Consider the following 17630-nt stretch of genomic DNA (forward strand, 5'->3'; position numbering starts at 1 on the left):
TTCCTGAAAAAAACTTCTTCACTCTATTTTATCAGGATTTCGCAAAACTTCGACAGGATTCAGCGAATTTTAGCGAAAATGCGAATGATTAGGCATATGGTCGCGCTTCAGGGAAAACATTGCAAATTCCTGTAAAAGAAAGATAGGAGGAAAGTCCCGCGCGATTATTTCCCGGTCTTTTTCCGGGGCTTATTTTTCCCAAGAATAAAAATTGGCTCGAGCTCCCCATTTTCAAACAGAAAAGACAGAGCGGTTACCGGAACTTTGCCCGCCGCAAAGAAACTCATCGCCATTTGGGCAAGCACATCGTAGCCTGTATCGTTTCGAATATCGGCGATTATGAGGACATCCGTATGGGGGATCGAAATCGCCATCGTGCCGGTTATCCTTGTGCTCATCTCGACAAGGAAGCCTTTATTAAGGATTCTGCTCGCGTCGTACCCATCGTTCGTATTTAGGAAATAAAACGTGTTTCCGGCGACAGTGTCCTCTTTTAGCGGGGCAGGAAGCGACCTTACATTGAACATAGCCATTTCCCTGATTTGCCCGGGTTCCCATCCTTCCTTCTTCACTAGGCGAGAATCAATCAGCCTGTAGGAGTTTCCCATGTCGTACGCATAGTACACTCTCGTTTCCGCTGTATGCTCATCATAAAGGAACGGATTTCCTTCTTCGGCTTCAACCGGAAAAGATGCGGATCGGATAACCGGAAAGATTTTTTTCTCTCCTCCAGTTATCGTTGCTTTGCTATCCATTGCCTGTAAGCCTTCTTCTATATAATAAACAACTTCATCGATTGCCTTTTCTTTTTTCTCATGCCATTTGGCGACAATACCCGCCAAGGAGACGGTGATTCCTTTTCCACTCTCCTCATTTTCCACCCTCAGTTCATCCTTGTCCCTGTTGTATGTAAACACCCGTCCGGGCTTTGAAAGCCTCTCCTCAAGGGTTCCCCTCATTTTCCTGCTATCCATTTTCATATATAAATCCTCCGATACTATATTTACAATGTAATCTCTTTGCCAATGCCCCATAACTTAAATCTGGCTTTTTTTAAAAAACAAAAAACATTAGCCTTAGAAAAATGTAAGCGCCCGTTGAGCGGACTGAAGAGGAGCAGCAGGCTTAACAAATTTTATATTTTCTTATGTTTTCACAAAAATCTCCATCCCAAAATGAGGGATGGAGGTTCAGCCGATTAGCGCAGGCCTGTTATAAATCCTGTAATTTCCTCTGGTGTTTTCCTGTCCTTGCTAACAAAACGGCCGAGTTCCTTTCCGCCTTCAAAGCCAATGAAACTTGGGATTCCGTATACATCGAGCTCCTGGCACAGGTCTATGAATTTGTCCCGATCCACATAGACAAATGTGAAATCCTTGAATTTCTCTTCGATGTCCGGCATGACAGGCTCAATTACTCTGCAGTCCGGACACCAATCCGCGGAAAACATGAAAACATGCTTTCTCCCATTTTTTAACTCTTCGAACTGTTCCATTGACTCCAATTGTTTCATTTGAATTCCTCCTGTTTCACCATTTGGCAAAAACCTTTGTTCCCATCATATCAAGCTGTTTCATTCAGGTCTAATCATTCGTCCCGGCATGGAACCCAGGAGATAAATCCCGGCTCGCAACAGCGGGAGGCTCAAAAGTTTCACCTTATTTTTCCCCAACTATTCCATTAACAAACAAAATAGCGGAGGCATGGGCCTACCGCTGGATTTCCTATTTTTTAATTTTGGCTGAATTGGCAATTTTCATCATGGCTGTTGCATCTTCCGCAAGATTTCCGGTCTTTGTTTCAGTAGTAATTTTAACCCCGCCAACTCCAGCGGTCAGAATATTCATGTCACTGTCCAGCCGTTCCACAAGCAAAAAGCCTAGTTTGTCTTTTCCATTAAACTGCTTGTTCGTTTCGAGCTTTTCATACTGGGCAACAGATGCGTTATAGACTACTTTGCTATTTATATCTTCGTTTGAATTGTAAAACAGGATATATGTTTTTGAACCGTTTTTCAGGATAATATTGTTCGGGGATTCATCTTTTATCTCGAATCCGAACGGCAAATAAAAATCTATGCCTTCAGTTTTGTTGTTCGGTTTTTTTCTTTTTTCGTTAAAAGTAGTTTTAGCAGCTTCTTCGGCTTTCCCGCTTTCTTCCTTATAGGATGCCTTTCCGCAAGCCGTAAGTAAAAAGGCTGATAGCAATAGAAACGCGGCTGCGCGAATGAATCTTTTCATTTTTATTCCCTCCTGGCAGGCCGGTTCATCCGAGCAGGCCATTTGTGTGGAGCATAAAAGAGGATGCCGAAAATATAATGCCTTTCCGACAATATTCTCCTTTATCCTCTATCATACTCCCACTGGGAACAGGTGACAACCCTCTCCCAGTAACTTGCCAGTCTTGGAAATTATAAGTTTTTCCCGTTTCCTTTACGATATTCGTATTGCCCCACCAAAAGCTTTGTCAAATGTGTGAACATTTCCGATCGGTCGATTTGGCCATTTGAAAAAATACCGATTGCCCCTTCGTTTTTTCGGATATTTTTCTTCTTCGTATACTCGTCCATTACCGGGCCGAGTTCCCGGCCTGCCAGGAGCTTTCCTGCTATTTCATCAGGAAGGGGGATCCTCGCCCCGCCAGCAATCAATGGGGGATATCCTGGCTCTGCCAGCGCTCCCCAGTTGCATAGGAAAAGACCGTGCTTTGTCATATGCACGCCGCCTTCCAGGCCGATTCCGATTTCCCCATCTCCCTGTTCCAAGGCAGCAGTGGCACGATTGATTGCCCCTTCAATCGTTTCTTCATCCGAAAACGGCTGTGCTGAAACATTGGATGGAACATCAATTGCCAATAATTCCACGCCGGTCATGTTAAATGCGTTTTTGACCGCAGCAACCTTAGCCGGGTTCTCTGAACCTATAATTACTTTCATTTCGCTATACCTCCGTGATGCCGAAAATGCCTAAAAGCTCGTTCCAAAAAAGATGCCTTCGCCACTATCTTCCGCGAAGGCACCATTCACTATTCCAGTTTGTTTGACTATACCTTCCGTCCTCTCTTCGCAATAAAACCGAATCGGAAGGCTAATAGAATTTTTCTCGCTACTGGTGCCTGATTTCGTGTTGTTGTCAGCTTTGCGATTTAATTGTTTCCACTGTTGTTTTATCAAACGCCTTAACAAGCCTTACGAGCAATTCCTTGGCAGCCGCATAGTCATCCACGTGCATAATCGAAGCATGTGTATGGATGTAACGGGCGCAAATACCGATAACAGCGCTCGGGATCCCCTCCAGGGAAGTATGGACCCGTCCCGCATCAGTTCCGCCGGCGGATACAAAATATTGATACGGAATTTTGTGTGTTTCGGCCGTATCAAGCACAAATTCCCTCATGCCGCGATGGGTCACCATGGACCGGTCGAGAATCCTTAACAATGTCCCTTTACCCAACTGCCCGAATTCCTCCTTATTCCCAGCCGCATCGTTAGCAGGGCTAGCGTCAAGCGCAAGGAACAAGTCGGGTTTAATCAAGTTGGCAGCTGTCTGGGCACCGCGAAGGCCGACTTCCTCCTGTACAGTAGCGCCGGAATACAGGGTATTCGGAAGTTCAACGCCATCGACTTCTTCAAGCAACTCGACAGCAAGTCCGCAGCCATATCGATTATCCCAAGCTTTGGCGAGAATCTTTTTTGGATTGGCCATCGGTGTGAATGGGCATATTGGCAAAATTTGCTGTCCTGGCCTGATGCCTAATCGCTCCGCATCTTCCTTGTCATCAGCTCCGATATCGATGAGCATATTTTTCATTTCCATCGGCTTGTTCCTCTTTGCTTCATCGAGGAGATGGGGAGGAATCGAACTTATTACCCCGATTACCGGGCCGTTATCCGTAATTATTTGAACCCTTTGCGCAAGCAGGACCTGGCTCCACCAGCCCCCAAGCGGCTGAAATCGAATCATGCCATTCGACGTGATTGCTGTTACCATGAAGCCAACTTCGTCCATATGTCCTGCAACCATTATCCTCGGGCTGTCTTCTTTGCCTTTTTTTACCCCAAAAATACTGCCGAGGTTATCCTGGATGATTTCATCCGAATAAGGCGCAAGACGTTCCCTCATATAGTTCCTAACAGCCGGCTCGTTTCCGGGTGCCCCCGGCAATTCAGTCAATGTTTTGAAAAGCTCCAACGTTCTCTCGTTCATGGCGCACTCCCTAATTGTTTTTTCAGCCAATGGCTGCTTTTTTATGTACAGAATTAATTTTACAGAACTTTCACGCTTGTTTCCATACCCACTGGAATAAATCTATAGGAACCGGCTGCCAATCTGGGATATACTAAAAGAGATGGAGCGGTTGATTGAAATTGAAGGGGTGGTAGTATGAATTGGAAGGCTTTCCTGTTCGGGGCAGTTGCAGGGGCTGCCGGAGCATACGCGGTCAATGCCGCGATTTCGCATAATATGGATGTACCGGCCCAAAAGGTTCTAAGCCATGCAAGGAGCCAATTCAAGCTCTCCGGACAAGTGAGCGGCTCGTGGATCCATATGGAAGCGGTCCCTTTTGAAAAGAATGGCATCCAATATAAGGTGTACAGGGGCGGTATTACGAGAACCTCCCCCGATCTTGAAGATGGAACCGAACAATTCGAATTCGTTGCCGATGCCACGACCGGAACAATCCTTGATGTGTACAGGCTATAGGTAAAAAGCCAGGAGACCGCAATCAGGTCTCCTTTGCTATTTTAATAGGCTGTTTCGTTGCAGGAACTGTCCCAACTACCTTTTAGGAATTATTCCCTTACCCTTTTGACACTATCAGCAATTTGCCCTTCGCCGTCCCATTTTACGGCCCGGAAAAACGCGTCATGGTAAAATGTGAACCAGGCCCCCTTTTCCTGCCCTTGTCCAATCCATTTTTGCTTTGCATTGATTGAATCCATTGGATAATCGTCGTAGGCAAGGACCCATAGCGGGTTAATATGGGCGTGTGTCGGCATTAAATCAGCCATATGGACAGCCAATTCACCGCCATCCTCAATGAGGATGATGGAGTGCCCCTCGCTATGCCCTCCTGTATGCACCATTGTAAAGGGTCCGTGCTCCCATGTGTCTTCAAATGGCTCAACCTGGCCTGCTATGGCCTGCCAATTTTCTTTCCAGTATGTATTTCTGGACCTGATGTTCGGATTCCTCATTTCATCCCATTCAACATTTGATGCGATAATTTTCGCATTCGGAAAAACGGACGAATGCGATCCATCCTGATTCGGCTTCGTCAGTCCGCATGCATGGTCAAAATGAAGATGGGTCATCAGGACATAATCAATATGTTCAGGCTTCAGCCCTACTTTTTCGAGCTCGGTTTCCAGTTCCGATTCCTCGGTCGCCCCGTAATTCCTCTTTTGCTTTTCCGTCAGCTTTTCATTTCCCATTCCGGATTCGATTAAATAATTCTTTCCTTCATGCCGGATTAAAATTGGATCCGAACGGAGTTCTATCTGGTTTTTTTCATTGCATGGATATTTCTTTTCCCATAACGGTTTTGGGACGACCCCGAACATAGCCCCGCCATCCATATGGGTAACCCCGCCCTTAAGCCATACAAGCTCGAGTCCGCCTACTTTCAAGCGCTCCATTGACTATCCCCTCCTCGTACTTTTTCCATTTTACCATGATTGGAACCGCTTTTCCGGTTTGGTACTTTTACATGGATTTTTTAAGGAGTTGATCTCACTATGAACCGAAAAGTTTAAAAAAACGTCCACCCGATATGGATGGACGTGTTTAATTATGATCGGTATTTTACTTCGCATCTGTAAATGCGGTTGCCTTTTTCAGAAAACTTTTCTTCATATTCCGTCATGATATTCCATTCGAATCCGCTGTTATGGAGGTCAAGGCTGACATCTCTCAGCAGCATCCCATATTCTGAAAAGCTGACAAGCGAATATTCAAAAAGCCCCTGATTATCTGTTTTAAAATGGATTTCCCCGCCATCGATCAAAATTTGTTCATACAGTGCCAAAAAGCTTTTATAAGTAAGGCGCCTTTTTTCATGCCTTGTTTTTGGCCAAGGGTCCGAAAAGTTCAGGTAGAGGCGGCTTACGTCGTTTTTCGCGAAATAACTAAGCAGTTCGGCTGCATTAACATTCAGCAATTTTACATTTGGCAGTTCAGTTTCAATGAGACGGTCAAGAGCGGATGCCAGGACGCCTTGGTGCAGTTCGATACCAAGATAGTTTATATCAGGGTTCGCTGCAGCCATGCCGGTGATGAACTTCCCTTTGCCTGTGCCAACTTCAATATGGAGAGGGTTGTTATTGCCAAATACTTCATGCCACTTTCCTTTATGTGTTTCAGGCGCGGAAATGACATATTGCGGATATTGCCGGATTTTTTCACCGGCCCACGGTTTATTGCGAAATCTCATACGTACACTCCCATTTTCTCATCCAGCTTCAAAGCCTCGCCCGCATTTACGTATGGCGGTACAAGCTGGTTATTTCTTAGCGTTTAATTGATGACATACCTTCTTATTTTTAACATGAAGCCTTTAAGCATGCAAGCGGGTTTGGCAAGTTTCCCCTGGCCCTAACTGTATAAACAAACGAAGGAATCCATAAGCTAGTCATGGATTCCTCTTATTCGCACATCAAAAGGGATTATAGCTTGATCGATATTTTGGAAAGGATGATGGATGCACATGCCATTGAACAACCAGGACAAAGCCACCGTTCTAAGGGATATCCTAAGCAGCCACCAAACCGATTGCTGTGGCTCGGTCGCCGAATGCGAACAGGTCGAACGGCTTGTTAAATCCCTTATGGCAAAGACAGGCATCAACCAGAATGTAAAAGGCATTCTCCAAGAAATTTACGAGTATGGCCAGCACGGCGCCCAAAGCGCGGACCTTGATGCACATATCGAAATGAATCAGGGCCGGCTCCAAAATTGGGTGGATGATATCGATCAATTTTCCGGACAATTATAACAGCCCTGAAAGGAAGTCCGCCCATTTGTTCATTTCCTCAAAACGGCTTCTGTCTTTATGCCATTGGATGGAATCGATTGCCTGGGCGGCTGCATACCATTTCATCCGCAGCTTCAATTCCGGCGAAAGCACTGTACCATAGCGTCTCAGCCAATCTTCCCAGTCCTGCTCGGGAATGTACCAGTAGAGGAGCATCCCCAGGTCAATCGCGGGATCCCCGACCATCGCACCGTCCCAGTCAATTAAATACAGGCGGCTGTCTTCACCAAGAAGCCAGTTATTATGGTTAACATCACCATGGCACACGACCTGTTCAGACATAACGACATTTCCAACCTCTTTTTGCAAAAAAATCTTTGCCTCCCGAACTGCCGGCATTGCCGCTATGTCAGGGTCAAGGCTGCCTTCTAGTTTCCCAAGGATTCTCGCGGGATAGGCAGGAGCTTTCCCGAGCCTGCGGAGCATTCCCAGCAGCGGCTCGGAATCATGGATTTTCTTTAATAGCTTCGCAACCCGTTCCTGACCCATTTCATGGGATTCCAGTTCACGTCCGCTTTTCCATTGCTGGGCGGTAATGACGTCTCCATTTTCGAGCCTTTTTGTCCACACCAGTTTCGGAACAATTCCTTCAGCGGACAACACCGCGAGGAAGGGTGAGGAATTGCGCTTCAAAAAAAGCCGTTGTTCATGGTGCTTTGCAAAATAAGCTTTCCCCGTGGCTCCCCCGGCCGGGGTTATTTCCCAGTCTTCCCCTAATAGATAATCCAAAATTAGTCACCTACATTGTGTCCGGCAGCCATCGGTTTTTGTTCCCGGAACGATTTTGCCAAAGTCTATAGTTAAAATAAACGCGAATTTTAAGTAGAAAGAAAAAGACAGCTATTGCCAATTCAATAGCTATCCTTTAAATTTTATCCCGTTTCGCCATTTTTCGTCAAGGGGCAGGATGAAAAAATACTCGAATGCACGATTTATTTCATGCTGGTTATGGCAAGAAGCGGTTAAAATGAAGCCCGGGATCCACCACTTACTTCACAGAAAGAAGCTTCTCCCGCTTAACTTTTTACCAACACCATGACACTGACTGGTTCGATGGACGTATTTGCATGGGGGGGAATTGTCCTTAGCGGGGTGATTCCCGCATGGAGGTCATCGGCAAGGACGTGCCATTCACCTTCTGGAAGCGATAGGTGGTGGATGAATACTGTCGGGTTCACAAGAAGGATTGCCTCCCCTTGCCCACGGTCATCCTTGTAATGAAGGCCGATCAACGGATGCGGTAGCCTGAAATCAGAAATGAAGTTCCGAATTTGTTCGCTGCTTCTCATCCGAAAAAAGGGCAGCGATTTTCGGATTCCTATCATTCCTTTGATGTAGCGGGCGTTATCCGGGAAGGCTGCTCTCCTTTCCCAATCGAGCCAGTTGATGTTTTCAGGCGACTTGTAGCTGTTGCCGTCGCCATACTTCGTCCGGAAAAACTCCTGTCCGCTATGAAGGAACGGGATCCCTTGGGAAACCAGGACGAGGCTTGTGGCCAGGCGATGGCATTTCCTTCTCAGGAGATCCCCTGAATCGCCGAGGCATGCCTCGAGCTTATCCCAAAGAGTATGATTGTCATGGGATTCGACATAATTGACCGATTGGCCGGGTTCGCTAAAAAGTGGATGTCCGGAAAAAAGCCCAATGCTTCCGGCAATCGCTTCCTTCGCCTGTTCAGTGTATGTTCCGTTGCCAAGGGCGTACCCGCGTTCATAAAGATTGAATGTACTTCCTTTGATCACATCCCTGAAGCGGTCATTGAATTGCCCGATTGAAGGAAGCTTGCGCTGGTTTCGGATCGTTGCTTTTTCCCCCTGTAGGAGGGGCGTGTTTAGGTCCCAGCCTTCGCCGATTATCACCATACCTTGTTTCAGGCTATCGCATTCCTTACGGATATCATTCATGGTTTTGATATCAAGGATGCCCATCAAGTCAAAACGGAACCCGTCAATATTGTATTCCCTAATCCAATAACGGATGGAATCCAGGATGAATTTCCTCGCCATCAAGCGCTCAGAGGCAAAATCGTTGCCCACCCCGGTTCCATTCGAAGGCAACCCGTATTCGTTATAACGGAAAAAGTAACCCGGGACTAGAAGTTCAAAAGATGATTTTTCCCGGATGTAGACGTGATTGTAAACCACGTCCATAATCACTCTTATGCCTGCCGCATGGATGGATTCAATCATTTCCTTCAATTCCCGGATTCTCGTATAAGGATCATCCGGATTGCTAGAATAACTTCCCTCCGGAACATTGAAATGCAAGGGGTTGTACCCCCAATTGTACTCCGCCCAGGGATTCGTTTCATCCACTCCGGCAAAATCGTTGAATGGCAAAAATTCTATATGGGTCGCGCCTAGATTCTGAACATGCGACAACCCGGTTGGTTTCCCGTCGGGCCCGATTGTCCCCGTTTCCGCGGCACCTTTGTACAACCCTTTGTTTACGGCCCCGCCCTCAGGGTGGATAGTAAAATCGCGAATTTGTGTTTCATAAATAACCGCATCGGCTGGATGGCTGAATGGGGGCATTTGAACTTTTAGAACAGCCGTTTTTTCAAGGCGGGCTACCACCCCATAGGTCCCGTTCACAGTTACGGCTACCGCATAAGGGTCGACTGCCTCTCTCCACTCCTGGTTAATGAACACCATATAAGTATACCTGGCTAGCTCAAGATCCCGATTGAGATTTACTGTCCATACGCCTTTTTCTTCCCTTGCCATTTTGACCAATTCAAAATGGTTTTGGCCTTGCGGATAAATCTTTAGTTTTACATTTGTGGCAGTCGGCGCCCACACCTTAAAGGTCGTACAACCGTTTTGGCAAAAGGAACCAAGGTCATCCCCTTCGTAAAAGAATTCCCGGTCAAACTCTTTGCTCCTTGTAACCGCGCCGATTTGGACGTCCGTCTTGATGCCATTGCCAGCCAATACCCAATGTTCCATCTCGAAAGCATAAGTTCCTGAAAATGTACAAATAAACTTAAGATATCCGTCAATTTCAAGGCGTTCTTTTATGGAAAGCCCGCACCCGCCAAGCCGGTTCTCAAGTGTGAAGCAAGCTGGCTCGGGTTCCTTAAGAGGCAGCGGAAACAAAACCGTGATTGTATTCATGGCATCTAGATACGCAAAAAATGGACGTTTAACGGAATCCATTCGCCTCACCCCTTTGTGTTAAGTCTATTTCCTGGCCTCCCATAACGGAAAGCCTGACCGCCTGTGGGATAGCTTTTAATTCTCCCGAATTTGCCATGCCGATATATTCTCCATCCGCATGGATGTGAATGGGAGAGGATGACTGGATCGAGATTTCTTTTCCCCGAAACATATGTACTTCCTTGAAAGAAGTATGTTTACCCCAAAAAACACTCAAAAATACGAGCAACAGCTTCACTTTTGACAGACTGTGGACTACCGTGACATTAAGCTCTCCATCATCCGGCAAAGCCCCGGGTGAAATGATCATACCGCCGCCATAAAAGGGCTGGTTCGAAATGGTAACAAACCAAGTATCCTTAAAGTCATGGGCATTCCCATCAATCGTTACCTGGACTGCTGTCCGATGATATAAAGCGAGTTCCTTCAGCAAAACATATACATAAACCAATTTCCCGAGCGACAGCCGGTTAAATAGAACCTTCATACGGGATTCATTCGCTTTTTTCGATACGAGCGCATCGAACCCCGCTCCGGAACTATTGATAAAAAGATGCTTCTCTCCATTTAGGGTGAGCGAACCGCAATCGGTATTTGATAAGTTTTTATCAGGGATGCCCAGCAGAAGATCAAGTGCCCCCATCGGATCCGCAGGAATTTGGAAGCCACGTGAAAAATCATTCCCTGATCCCGCGGGAATGAAACCAAAGCCGGAAGTTGCATATGCTCCCAGTCCGTTCAGCACCTCATGTGCTGTTCCATCTCCGCCCACAGCAACTACCACCGCCTGCTTCCCATCCGCGAGCCTCGTTGCGATCCGGGCCAATTCAATCCCGTGGCCCGGATATTCAGTAAAAAAAGCATGATAGGGAATGTGAAGGCTTTTGAGCTTTTGCTCGACTTTTTCCCAAACCGCCCTGCATTTGCCGTTTCCCGCCTCCGGGTTCACAATAAAATAAAACGCTTTCATATACCGGTTCCTGCCCCTCTTGCATTCTATTCTCTCTATTTATTGCTGGTTCAGGGCTGTTAGCCTGAATCGCTGTACCGGCTCGTATTTCGGGGTGCTCTCGATGTTTGTTCTGTATAGTACAACTTCTTCGAGCATAAATCCGAGATTGAGCGGTTGTTCATCCAGTTTTCCGGGATTGAATGGGAATTCGCCTTCCCAATTTCTTGCAAGTGTTACATGTGGAGAGAACGGCCTTGTTTCCAATTGAAACCCTGCCTCTTCACATGCAGTAAATACACTGGCTCTTAGATTGGTTAGTTCCTCACTTTTGGAGAGCGATGCCCAAAATACCCGCGGGCTGTCTTTTCGTCCAAATATCCCCAAACCGTTAATAGCGAGCGAGAATGAATCGGCTTTTACGAGTGTTCCCCCGACTAGCGAACATGCCCTTTCCAATTTATCTTCCGGGGCCGCCCCAAGGAAAGCGAGGGTAATATGCAAATCCTCATGATGGACCCAGCGCCTGAAAGGAAACTGTTTCTTCAACTCAATGATATTGTTTTTCATGGCAAGTTTCGTTTCGCTCGGAATCTTGCCCGCAAAAAAATAATGGCTCATAACATCCATCCTTCAAGTCTATTTTAGCAAACCATCTCTAAATTAGGTTAAACATTCCTGATCACCAGGAAAAGAGAAAATATCCTGCGTTGGAGTTAGATAGAGAGTGTACACTTTCTTATGTTTTTATAAAACAGGGCCGCCCATTCACACCGGGCAGCCCTTTCATTTACGGCTCCAATTTTAGAGGATCCGCGCTCAGCTATTAACGGCAAGCGTTCCGCATTGCCTTTCAATTTCCTGTTGGAACAAGGTTTGCAATTTTCTCGTTACAGGTCCAGGTTCCCCGTTGCCGACTGGCTGTCCGTCTACCTCAACGGCAGGCGTAATTTCCGATGTCGTACTGCCAATGGCGATTTCATCGGCGGCCAGCAAGTCTGCTGTAGTAAACTCTTTTTCTACAAACGGAACTCCGTTTGCCTTGCATAATTTTTCAAGCGTCTGCCTTGTAATTCCGTTCAAAATAAAATTGTTGGCCGGGTGGGTATAGACTGTGCCATCCTTGATGATAAAAATATTTGAGGAACTGCCCTCCGTAATAGTTTCCCCTCTGTGGAGGAAGGCTTCATAGCAGCCAGCTTCGGCGGCTTTTTGTTTTGCCAGGATATTGCCGAGCAAATTCAGGCTTTTTATATCGCAGCGGAGCCAGCGGATGTCTTCAGCCAGAATCGTTTTCACACCGTTTGCTAGATTGTTCATCGGACGCTGCATATCCCTTGTATAAGCGACCAGGGTTTGAGAGACTCCCGCTGGTGGGAATGCATGGTTCCTAGGGGATGTGCCCCTTGTTACCTGCATGTACACAATCCCGGTGCCAATCCCATTTTTCTTAATTAATGTGTTAAATAAGCTTTCGAGTTCCTCAATCGTCCATCCTAGCTTCATGCCGATTTTTTCCGCGCTAGATACAAGCCGTTCGAGGTGCTCGCGGCCGGTGAACATTATTCCATTATAGACGCGGATGACCTCGTAAACGCCATCCCCGAATTGATAGCCGCGGTCTTCAACATCGATTTTCGCCTGGTATCGTTCAATGATTTCCCCATTTAAAACCACATATTCCATATAATTTCCTCCATTTATTCTTCCTTGGCCAGTTCATAGATGGCCTGGGCATAAATTGCCGCGGATTTAAGAAGATCATCGATAAACATGTATTCATCCTTTTGATGGGCAACGTCCGGCCTTCCAGGGAAAAGCGGCCCAAACGCCACACCGGACTTTAGCGACCTCGCATACGTCCCGCCGCCGATTGCGATCAGTTCAGCAGGATCCCCGGTCTGTTCCTCATACACCCTCTTGAGGACCTGGATTAGGAAATCACTTTCCTCTACATAATGGGGATTTGAATTTGTGAACCGGCCGATATGGAAGCCGTGTTGGGGCAAAACAAGTTCGATTTTTTCCTTGATATCCCCCATTTTGGCGGTTACCGGATAGCGCAAATTCAGGCCGATCATACCGCCATCTTCATTTGTATAGGCAAGCTTTCCGGCGTTAATCGTCAGCTCTCCGGAAATATCGTCCTGGTAAGCAACCCCCAGCCTGCTGCCCCTTGAATCTTTGAAAAAGAAGCCGGAAACAAATTCGAAATATTGTTTTGCATTTGAATCCACGTCAAGCGATGAGATGAATTCAGCCAAATACAGGCCGGCATTTTTACCATTCTCAGGCTCCATTCCGTGGGCCGATATTCCTTTTACTTCGAGGATTGTGTCACCTGCATCGACATGAAAATGTTTTTCAAGGCCATGCTGGTCCATAAATTCAATAAATTTTTGCATGATTTCTGTTTCGCCATTTCGTATGAGAACCGCCGCTTTTGCATAATCAGGCACCATATTGTATCTGCGGCCGGCTTCAAACCGGAGCACTTCAACCTGAGCCTTTCCTTCTTCCCCGGCATCCTTTGTCTCCTGAACGAGGTCGAAGTCCGAAATGCCTTTTTCCGCGTAGATAATTGGAAAATCTGCATCTGGCGCAAAACCGAGGCCCGGCATTTCCTCCGTTTTAAAATAGCGCTCGACACAACGCCAATCGCTCTCTTCATCCGTGCCAATAATCATCCGGACCCGTTTTTTCAGAGGCAGCCCGAGTTCTTTTACAATTTTCATTCCGTAGTATGCGGCCATTGTCGGCCCCTTGTCATCCAAGGCGCCTCGCGCGAATATTTTTCCGTCCCTAATTTCAGCGGCAAACGGATCGCTTGTCCAGCCGTCGCCTTCAGGAACGACATCCACATGGCAAAGAATGCCGACAAGCTCCTTCCCATCGCCCATTTCAATATGCCCGGCAAGATTGTCGGTATTTTTCAAAGCAAAGCCGTCTCTTTCACCAAGATTCAGCATAAAGTCGAGCGCTTCCTTAATCCCCTTGCCAAGCGGGGCTTCCGTGGAAACAGCTTCCTCATCCAGCACGCTTTTGATTTGCAAAAGCTTCCGTGTATCCTCAAGAAGGCTGTCCTTCCTTTTTTCAACTTCTTCCATCCAATTGACCTTACCCACTTAGAAAACCTCCCATGAAAGTTTATGGGAAACGCCCATAAGATAAGACTTTCCGTATGGCAATAATCTTACCAATAATTTTTTGGAAAAAGAAGCATTTAACAAGGGCACCATTTGAAAAACTGCGTGTAATGTTTACGAAATATTCAAACAAATGTCCTTTAAACTATAAGTTTATTGAAAACAGAACAAAAAAATGAATTTTTTATGTTATTTCCGAATATTAGAGATGAAATTTTTATTAATATTTTGTAAATTTTCTAATTTAGGTAGAATTCCTTATAAAAGAGGGATACAATATAGACAGATGGTTTATATTATGTTTTGGAAGGGAGTGGCTGCCAGGAAAGGATTTCTTAACTGGGTCTTAGCCTGTCGCCGTCAGAAGAATATGCCAAGGGTTTGAAAAATGGATAGGGAGTGGTTTTTTGAAACCTTCGACTAACCGTATGCTAAACCGCATCAAGTGCATCTACATGTTTATCTCGAAGAACGGGACTGTGACAACACAGGACCTTGTAGAGGAATTCGGTATCACTCCTCGTACCATTCAGAGGGATTTAAACGTTCTGGCCTATAATGACCTCGTCCAAAGCACAAGTAGAGGAAAATGGACCACCACAAAAAGACGAGTAAAAATGTCTTCATAAAGTAAGCCCGAAAATATGGGCTAATCAAACGGAAACCGCCTGGTGATGGCGGTTTCTTTTTTAATTGGTGAAACGGTGGACGGCCTTCTGTTCATTATTTCCCGCGAATCAAGGGAGGACTATTCTGCCAAGTTCAAAGTTTAAGCAGAGCGGGAATCAGCGTTGAAAAACTTGCTGATCAATTGAATCTATTGAGGAAATGACTGTGTAGAAGTTTTCAATTTTCATTTTTTCTTCGGTTTCCGGCTCATTATAATTTTTGTCTATATAAGAAAGCCACTCTTCCTCCAATTCGTACACGTTTTTACCATACACTTCAACAAACTTTTCACCAAGGTTTGGCTGATCATAGATTTTTTGAAATTCTTCAAGCCCATATGTATCGATCAAATAGGTTACGAAGGAAGCGGCATGGTAATAACTCATCTCTTGGACAGCAAAGCCATCCGGACCTTCTATCGCTGGGCGGAAAAGGTTGTCATCATTGTCCAAATCTATAAGCTTATTTAACGGAATTGCCTTCTCCATACTTAAAAACAACTTCATAACCTTGTGGATTGGGTATTTCTGCTTTCCGAATCTATTTTCCATATAAACTGCAAAACCTTCCTGAGACAGATACCCCCGGCTTGAATCAGAGTTATCTCCGTAACCCAATAAGGTATGGGTAAGCTCATGGACAAGGGGATGCGTCCCGTTCCGGACGCCGTATAATTTTATATCAGCCCTTAAGCCCTTAGAGAATTCCCTCCCTTCCAGAAGATGAATATTGATTTTTTTAGAGGGAGTATAATCAGTTTGAATTGTTTGCTTAATATCATCGTAAGCCTCTAAAAGTTCCTTTTTCACGGCATCTACTCTTTCCGCCGGCACATTTGCTGTATTAAAAATTTTAAACGTCACTTCCCCATCATCCGTAACAACTGTATCTTGCTGAAGGCCTTTTGCCTCTTTTATTGGTGGATTATTTGAACAGCCAGCCAAGAATAGCAATAAAAATGAAACTGCGATTAACCTATTTGCCATTGCCTTCCCTCCGTTTTTTGAGTAACATCCTTCCTTATTACATTTTATTACAATTTTATTGTATAATATAGGAAAATTCCGAAAAATTGTAATATAGGGGGATAGCTAATGGAGAAAAAGAAAGAAAAAGTTATGAACATATTGCTGATGTTCCTTATTGTCAGCCTGGTTGGTGGATTTGCATTGTTTTTTATTGGATTATATAAATGGTCATTAATCATAATGGGCGTATCTCTGTTTTGTGCCATGTTCATTAGCAAATGGACATACACAAAAAATGCCGATTATGTTTACCGGGAATACCTGAAAAATAATCAAAAATGAACAAAGGGAAAAATAGGTTTAAATGAGTAAGGCGAGGGGGCGGAAATCACGCTTCATTAGTTACAAGGAGGACAATATGTAGATTTCCTGTTTTATCGAAAATATATTGACCCCCTCTGAGTAAATAACAGGGACACTTTTTGCCTAAATCTTTGTATCCAGATTTGAGTAACACCATTTCGGCTTTTGCCCCAATCTTTGTCGCTCAAACAAATTTGTGCGACACCTTTTGGCTTTTCGGCGAATCTTTGTCGTTCAAACAAATTTGTGCGACACCTTTTCGGCTTTTCCTCGAATCTTTGTCGCTCAAACGAATTTGTGCGACACTTTTTCGGCTTTTCCTCGAATCTTTGTCGCTCAAACGAATTTGTGCGAAACCTTTTTGGTTTTTCGGCGAATCTTTGTCGCTCAAACAAATTTGTGCGACACCTTTTCGGATTTTGCCTCAATCTTTGTCGCTTATCCATTCTTTCCGTGGAACCGATCTAATTTCGTGCTTACTCCCAACCCATTTAAGTTGTTTGCAGCCATCCACCAAACCCAAAAGAGCAAAAAAGCCGGTGGAAGTCTCCCTCCCCCGGCCGTTCCTTCATGACTGATACTCCATCAGCATCTCAATCTCTTCATCTGTCAGTTCCCGGTACTCGCCGAGCTCCAGCGTTTCATCAAGCTTCAACGGCCCCATCGTCAGCCGCTTCAAGTACACAACCCGCTTTCCGACAGCCTGGAACATCCTCTTCACCTGATGGAACTTCCCTTCCGTAATCGTCAGCTCGATATCCGACATCAACCCAGACTTCAATATTTTCAACTCGCCTGGCTTCGTATGATACCCATCCTCAAGAGTAACGCCCTTTCGGAACTCCTCCGCATCCGCTTCCGTAACCTCGCCCTCAATGACAGCGAAATACGTTTTCGGTACATGCTTCTTAGGAGACAGCAACCTGTGCGCTAGCTGCCCGTCGTTCGTAATCAGCAGCAGGCCCTCTGTATCCTTATCAAGCCTGCCGACCGGAAACGGCTCGTACACCTGGTCCTCCAATTCGAGCAAATCAATCACCGTCTCATCCCGCGTGTCTTCCGTCGCCGACAGGACCCCAGGCGGCTTGTTCATCATTAAATACACAAACTCCTTATATTCAATGACAGACCCGTTCAGCATAACAACATCTTTCTCCGGATCCACATGCTGCTTCGGATCCTTCACCGCCTTGTCATTCACCGTCACGGCTCCATCCTTCAAAAGCTTCTTAACTTCCTTCCGGCTCCCGAAGCCAAGATTGGCAAGCATTTTATCAATTCTCAAATTGTCCCCTCCTTTTTATGGCGCATTTTTTCTTAAAAAAACGCCCACCCACCAGGCAGG

19 protein-coding genes are annotated in these 17630 nt (G+C 45.7%); 4 read left to right on the forward strand and 15 right to left on the reverse strand.

What is annotated here, in order from left to right:
* Positions 1 to 164: 164 nt before the first annotated feature.
* The 5 genes from V1499_RS16435 to V1499_RS16455 all read right to left on the reverse strand — a co-directional run bounded on the left by V1499_RS16435 (position 165) and on the right by V1499_RS16455 (position 4205).
* Entirely contained in the window at positions 165 to 980 is an 816-nt protein-coding gene (locus V1499_RS16435) for a DUF1444 domain-containing protein (RefSeq protein ID WP_409270948.1), read from the reverse strand.
* Positions 981 to 1198: 218 nt separating this feature from the next.
* Positions 1199 to 1513, reverse strand: a complete 315-nt coding sequence (locus V1499_RS16440) for a thioredoxin family protein (RefSeq protein WP_409270949.1) — start codon at positions 1511 to 1513, stop codon at positions 1199 to 1201.
* Between the two features lie 211 nt (positions 1514 to 1724).
* Positions 1725 to 2240, reverse strand: coding sequence for a hypothetical protein (locus tag V1499_RS16445; protein ID WP_409270950.1), 516 nt, complete (start codon positions 2238 to 2240; stop codon positions 1725 to 1727).
* A gap of 170 nt (positions 2241 to 2410) precedes the next feature.
* Positions 2411 to 2935 carry a DUF84 family protein gene (locus V1499_RS16450; RefSeq protein WP_409270951.1) on the reverse strand — a complete coding sequence of 175 codons (525 nt, stop codon included), beginning with the start codon at positions 2933 to 2935 and terminating at the stop codon, positions 2411 to 2413.
* 196 nt (positions 2936 to 3131) lie between these two features.
* Positions 3132 to 4205 carry a M42 family metallopeptidase gene (locus V1499_RS16455; protein ID WP_409270952.1) on the reverse strand — a complete coding sequence of 358 codons (1074 nt, stop codon included), beginning with the start codon at positions 4203 to 4205 and terminating at the stop codon, positions 3132 to 3134.
* 177 nt (positions 4206 to 4382) lie between these two features.
* On the opposite strand from V1499_RS16455, the gene V1499_RS16460 reads away from it, so the two are divergent.
* Positions 4383 to 4703: a PepSY domain-containing protein gene (locus V1499_RS16460; protein WP_409270953.1), complete on the forward strand. Its 321-nt coding sequence runs from the start codon at positions 4383 to 4385 to the stop codon at positions 4701 to 4703.
* Positions 4704 to 4792: 89 nt separating this feature from the next.
* On the opposite strand, the gene V1499_RS16465 is transcribed toward V1499_RS16460, so the two are convergent.
* Together V1499_RS16465 and trmB are read right to left on the reverse strand one after the other, a co-directional pair.
* The gene (locus V1499_RS16465; protein ID WP_409270954.1) at positions 4793 to 5638 is read right to left on the reverse strand and encodes a YtnP family quorum-quenching lactonase; all 846 of its coding nucleotides are present in this window, start codon (positions 5636 to 5638) and stop codon (positions 4793 to 4795) included.
* A gap of 152 nt (positions 5639 to 5790) precedes the next feature.
* A complete protein-coding gene (trmB, locus tag V1499_RS16470; protein ID WP_409270955.1) occupies positions 5791 to 6432 on the reverse strand; it encodes a tRNA (guanosine(46)-N7)-methyltransferase TrmB in 642 nt (213 codons plus the stop codon).
* 273 nt (positions 6433 to 6705) lie between these two features.
* Here trmB and V1499_RS16475 point away from each other — a divergent pair, with 273 nt between their 5' ends.
* Positions 6706 to 6993: a YtzH-like family protein gene (locus tag V1499_RS16475; protein ID WP_316571005.1), complete on the forward strand. Its 288-nt coding sequence runs from the start codon at positions 6706 to 6708 to the stop codon at positions 6991 to 6993.
* Here the strand turns inward: V1499_RS16475 and V1499_RS16480 are convergent.
* The 6 genes from V1499_RS16480 to pepV all read right to left on the reverse strand — a co-directional run bounded on the left by V1499_RS16480 (position 6988) and on the right by pepV (position 14264).
* Positions 6988 to 7761 carry a phosphotransferase gene (locus V1499_RS16480; protein ID WP_409270956.1) on the reverse strand — a complete coding sequence of 258 codons (774 nt, stop codon included), beginning with the start codon at positions 7759 to 7761 and terminating at the stop codon, positions 6988 to 6990. The genes V1499_RS16475 and V1499_RS16480 overlap by 6 nt on opposite strands.
* Positions 7762 to 8048: 287 nt before the next feature.
* Positions 8049 to 10190 (reverse strand): type I pullulanase, encoded by a 2142-nt coding sequence (gene pulA, locus V1499_RS16485; RefSeq protein WP_409270957.1) that lies wholly within the window; start codon positions 10188 to 10190, stop codon positions 8049 to 8051.
* On the reverse strand, positions 10177 to 11160 hold the full coding sequence (locus tag V1499_RS16490; protein ID WP_409270959.1) for a diacylglycerol/lipid kinase family protein: 984 nt from the start codon (positions 11158 to 11160) through the stop codon (positions 10177 to 10179). Before V1499_RS16490 ends, pulA begins: the two co-directional genes overlap by 14 nt.
* 39 nt (positions 11161 to 11199) lie before the next feature.
* The gene (gene thpR, locus V1499_RS16495; RefSeq protein WP_409270960.1) at positions 11200 to 11760 is read right to left on the reverse strand and encodes an RNA 2',3'-cyclic phosphodiesterase; all 561 of its coding nucleotides are present in this window, start codon (positions 11758 to 11760) and stop codon (positions 11200 to 11202) included.
* A gap of 198 nt (positions 11761 to 11958) precedes the next feature.
* On the reverse strand, positions 11959 to 12825 hold the full coding sequence (gene dat, locus V1499_RS16500) for a D-amino-acid transaminase (protein ID WP_409270961.1): 867 nt from the start codon (positions 12823 to 12825) through the stop codon (positions 11959 to 11961).
* Positions 12826 to 12839: 14 nt separating this feature from the next.
* Complete coding sequence (gene pepV, locus V1499_RS16505; protein WP_409270962.1) at positions 12840 to 14264, reverse strand: dipeptidase PepV; 1425 nt, start codon at positions 14262 to 14264, stop codon at positions 12840 to 12842.
* Positions 14265 to 14692: 428 nt separating this feature from the next.
* Between pepV and V1499_RS16510 the strand changes: the two genes are divergently transcribed.
* Complete coding sequence (locus V1499_RS16510; protein WP_409270964.1) at positions 14693 to 14914, forward strand: DeoR family transcriptional regulator; 222 nt, start codon at positions 14693 to 14695, stop codon at positions 14912 to 14914.
* Between the two features lie 156 nt (positions 14915 to 15070).
* Here the strand turns inward: V1499_RS16510 and V1499_RS16515 are convergent, their stop codons facing one another.
* Positions 15071 to 15940, reverse strand: coding sequence for a hypothetical protein (locus tag V1499_RS16515; RefSeq protein ID WP_409270966.1), 870 nt, complete (start codon positions 15938 to 15940; stop codon positions 15071 to 15073).
* 108 nt (positions 15941 to 16048) lie between these two features.
* Here V1499_RS16515 and V1499_RS16520 point away from each other — a divergent pair, with 108 nt between their 5' ends.
* A complete protein-coding gene (locus tag V1499_RS16520) occupies positions 16049 to 16264 on the forward strand; it encodes a hypothetical protein (RefSeq protein ID WP_316571014.1) in 216 nt (71 codons plus the stop codon).
* Positions 16265 to 16853: 589 nt separating this feature from the next.
* Here the strand turns inward: V1499_RS16520 and V1499_RS16525 are convergent.
* Positions 16854 to 17570, reverse strand: coding sequence for a pseudouridine synthase (locus V1499_RS16525; RefSeq protein ID WP_409270967.1), 717 nt, complete (start codon positions 17568 to 17570; stop codon positions 16854 to 16856).
* Positions 17571 to 17630 lie beyond the last annotated feature (60 nt).

Origin of the sequence: Neobacillus oceani, from assembly GCF_046237595.1 — a bacterium.
GTDB classification, from domain to species: domain Bacteria; phylum Bacillota; class Bacilli; order Bacillales; family Cytobacillaceae; genus Bacillus_D; species Bacillus_D oceani.